Raw genomic sequence first — 3,856 nt, 5'->3', positions numbered from 1 at the left:
AATGCAAGGTAAACCTCGTTTTAATATCTCTAGAACCATTATGAATAAAGGATTACAGCTTAATTAAAAGCATTTAAAAGCTTAAAAATAATTAAAAGCCCAGGGAGTGAAAAATTGCCCTTGGTTTTCGCTACGCTCAAACTCTATTGAATCTCGCTTTCGCTCGATTCGTCGGGGCAATTTTTGAGTAATATTTTCGTGACTTTTGAAAAAAGCAAAAGCGGCTATGACTTCGCTTCGCTCAGAAGTTTTTTTGCTCGCTTCGCTCGATCTAGGTGCAAATATTTACATGTGATTTACGCTTATTTAGGCTTCACAGCCTAAAAAGCTGTTTTTCAGGGAGTCTAGACGCGACTTTTTAGTGTTCGCTCGTAGACACTCGCTCTGATATAACGATTAGAGGCAAAAAATAGGGGGTAGACGCGTTTTTTCACTGATTACCAAGATAACCTATGTCAAATAGAGAAAATGGCTTAAAACGCAAATGAGCGCGAAATGGAAAGCAGTTTATAGTCGTACTCAGGACTTTGATCTCAGTTATTTATGTGTGATGAGGGACACACAGATTTTTAATTTCGTTCAGCAGAATCGGCTGCGTCAGGATTTTTTAGTGAGGTCCCCACTAACCGTTTATAAAAAGTCGGATCAAAGACTTTGATTTCACTTGTTTTCTCAAGGTTCTTTGAATTTCTGAATCCGATGCCACTCGAATCTGATTTTCTAGGTCGATTTTTACAAATGTGGTTTGAGGGGTTAGACCGCCAAGTCTATGAAGTCGCCAAACTTCATCCTCAAACCACATTCTTCCAATTCTCTTACACACTCCAACTTAATGGCGTGTCCTTTCGTTACTCATTCCAACGCTCGCCTTTCACTCGAATTGAAATGCTTCCTTTGCCATTACAGCAAAGCCCTACTAAGTCACTCTCCCACAGTTCTATTTTCGGAAGTTGCCTCCGATTGAATAAAAACCTCTTCAAATTGAAGAGAAATTTTTAAGCAATACGGCTTCGTCACTAAATAAAACTGCTTCCCAAGTTAGTATTAAAACAGTTGTTTTCAGTTTCCTGAAAACTGGCAGAACCCGTGCCGATCTCCTACATACAACACCTACATTCCTATCTCCCCCGATCGCAGTTCCAAGTCGTATCAGGTTTATACAATGCAATATGTAGTTAATAATCATCCACGTTCACGCCTTACCCATATCGACATACACAGCCTAAAAAGCACCATGTTGACGACCTTACAGGCTTGAGCTATCCATTGATCTCGACAGCAAAACAGAATGTCTTCCGACAAATTCACTGTTCTACCTAAAATCGAGTACCGATTGCGCCAGCTTTCGCCTTGCAACCCTGACACCTCACGATGCCCTCAAAAGCCCACCTGTGGGTATAACCTACGCCCTTGTCTTTATTTTTGTTTTTGACTTGAAGCGTCTGGTTATCAGCTATTCACGAGGTTACTCATTCCGTGAGCCCTCTGACTGTCTGTTTTAATACAGGGTTTCGGCCCTTTCAGCCTAGGAGGGAAGTTACTCCCACCGCCACGTCACCGTGATCCCGTGTCCTTGTCGCCCAACTGACCTCCACCTTGGTAGTGGAGGGTGTTCATTCATCAAAATGAGTGAACAGGTAGAAAGCGGGAGTCACACCCGCCAGCCCCTAGTGTAGCCGCGCCAGCTAGAGTTTCCTCACGCACGCAGCTTCACCATTAAAGCTTCTCAAAGACTGGCAATCCTCAAGAAGGGGGAGTGTGTCTGATTCATGGGTAGGCAACCCAGGAACCAAACAGAAAAGAATTGGCTCATGGATTGGCAGTCCACGCAAAAAATCAAAGACCCTAAAAGCGTTATATTTGATCAAGTTGCGGTCGTCAAGCCTATTTCGGGGGAACTGCTATTTATAGAATCACCAAAGGTGGTTCCTTATTCTGCTTAAAAACTTCAAAAATGCAATTTTTGGGTTTTTAAGGATTTTTTATAGAATTTTCACTAAATATCTTTTATAAATCTCTTATAGAATCACTTTATTAAAATCACTTTAAGAGTAATAAAAAATGATTTATTACAGCTACTTTCCTAAAGACTTTACAAAAAATGTCATGGGAATGATGACAAACGAATATGATCTTGTTTCTAAGAAATTTAGGTTCAATACGAATAATAATGAAGCAACTCATATGATTGCTAAATGGATTGAACGTTATCATTTACTGGAAACAGCTCAGCAAACCTATCGGAGAAGATTGAACAGTGAGCCGGTTTTTAGCTTGCTAGTTAATTTCAGTTATAGTTATTTACCAGGGCTGAGTGAAAATGAGTGTTGGGAAAAAATTGCTAAAAATGAACCTGGTTTTTTAGTGCAAGTAGAGGCTTACCTGTTTTGTCGAACCAGTGATGCTTTCTTATTTGATGAAAAAACTCAAAAGGTTTTGAATAAAAAAGACAAACAAGATTTAGTGAAGATTAACCGTAGAATCTTTGAGATTTGTCCAAGTGCAGAATCTTTTAACTATATCGGCGATGTTGATCCAATCCGCTCTGGTAAATATGAATTGGTACGTCTGACCAAGCCGAAAAAAAGTATTAAAGAGCTTCAAGCCAAGAATTGGACCAACGAAAAACACGCTACAGACTGGACCTGGCGTCTGACTGATAAAGCCTATAAGGAACAACTAGAACAAGGGAAAAGGGTCGTTTTACGATTTCAGAGCCTGATTGAAAAAAATGCCAGTCTGGATGAGAAGAAAGCCTATTTTGAACGCCATTTCCGGGCCTTGGAGGGCTATTTAGGCTACCGTGGGGTACGTCAGCAGATTGGGAATTTGTATCATCTGGAAAAACGCTTATTCAACGATAAGTATAATCATCCCTGGTTTGATCATGGAGCCAGGACATTAAAGCTTTCATATATTAAAAAGATTAAAAATATGATTGCCAACAATACACCGTATCAAGAAGCTGAATCTTGTTATGTGACTGTATTAATGGAAGCTTTCATTACAAAACACGAAAAACAGAGGGAGAAATCCAATAAAATTGAGGTATAGGATGTTTTTTCAATCACACATAATACCTACCTAGTGAAGTAATCTAGGTAGGTATTATGTGTGATGCTAAGCTTTAAATTTCTCACATAATATAAGTATTTGATTTTAAATATTATTGTATGTATGTGGGAAAAATAAAACTTAAACATCAATTTTTTAAGTTATTGAAATTAAATATAAAATCAAGAACACACATCATAGCTACCTTGAAGCAGAAAAGAATCTACTATGTGTGTTGCATAATGCCTCACATGCGAAATGTCTTTAGCTACCCGACTTAGAATATGATTTAGGTTGGCTTTACTCAGGATTACGTCAATGTCAGCAGTAAATCTAATTAATGAAAATGACGATGAGAGAGAAATTGCTTCTCAGGCAGCTTGTGCACTTCGAGAAAGCTTTATTACCGCAGCTCAAAGTGGATCAGTTATGTATGTTGAAAATGATCATTTAATGAGTAAAACGCCGAATCGAACCCCAATTGTGATTAAACGTTTGGAAGGCCGGAATCCTGACCTTGCTCGACGCTTTGCTGGTCATGGAACTTTTAAAATTAAAAAACGTAAAGTAAGCCAGGATTAAAACTAAATGGGGCTTACACTCGAACTGCGCGTAAGAGATTTATGTTAAAGGGATACTCAGAAGGCCCATGAATAGGGCCTTTCGTATAAGAGATTTTATGTTAAATGAGGTAATATTTTTACAAAAGTCAATTGTCAGACTTTAGCTAAAATTAGCTAATTTTTTGAAAATTTTTCTCTCAAAGTCTGACAGTTGCACAGTATATATATACAGTAGATAA

At 38.5% G+C, this 3,856-nt stretch carries 2 protein-coding genes; both read left to right on the top strand.

Going from position 1 to position 3,856, the window contains the following annotated elements; translation table 11 throughout:
• Positions 1-2,061 precede the first annotated feature (2,061 nt).
• Positions 2,062-3,054: a hypothetical protein gene (locus FTV32_RS15955; RefSeq protein ID WP_099475596.1), complete on the top strand. Its 993-nt coding sequence runs from the start codon at positions 2,062-2,064 to the stop codon at positions 3,052-3,054.
• Positions 3,055-3,372: 318 nt separating this feature from the next.
• Positions 3,373-3,636 carry a hypothetical protein gene (locus FTV32_RS15950; protein ID WP_085064986.1) on the top strand — a complete coding sequence of 88 codons (264 nt, stop codon included), beginning with the start codon at positions 3,373-3,375 and terminating at the stop codon, positions 3,634-3,636.
• The last annotated feature ends 220 nt before the right edge of the window (positions 3,637-3,856 follow it).

This window comes from Acinetobacter sp. YH16032, from assembly GCF_013417345.1.
Lineage (GTDB): Bacteria > Pseudomonadota > Gammaproteobacteria > Pseudomonadales > Moraxellaceae > Acinetobacter.
Note: the sequence above shows the minus strand (reverse complement) of the source record. Positions and strands in the feature narration are given on the sequence as shown.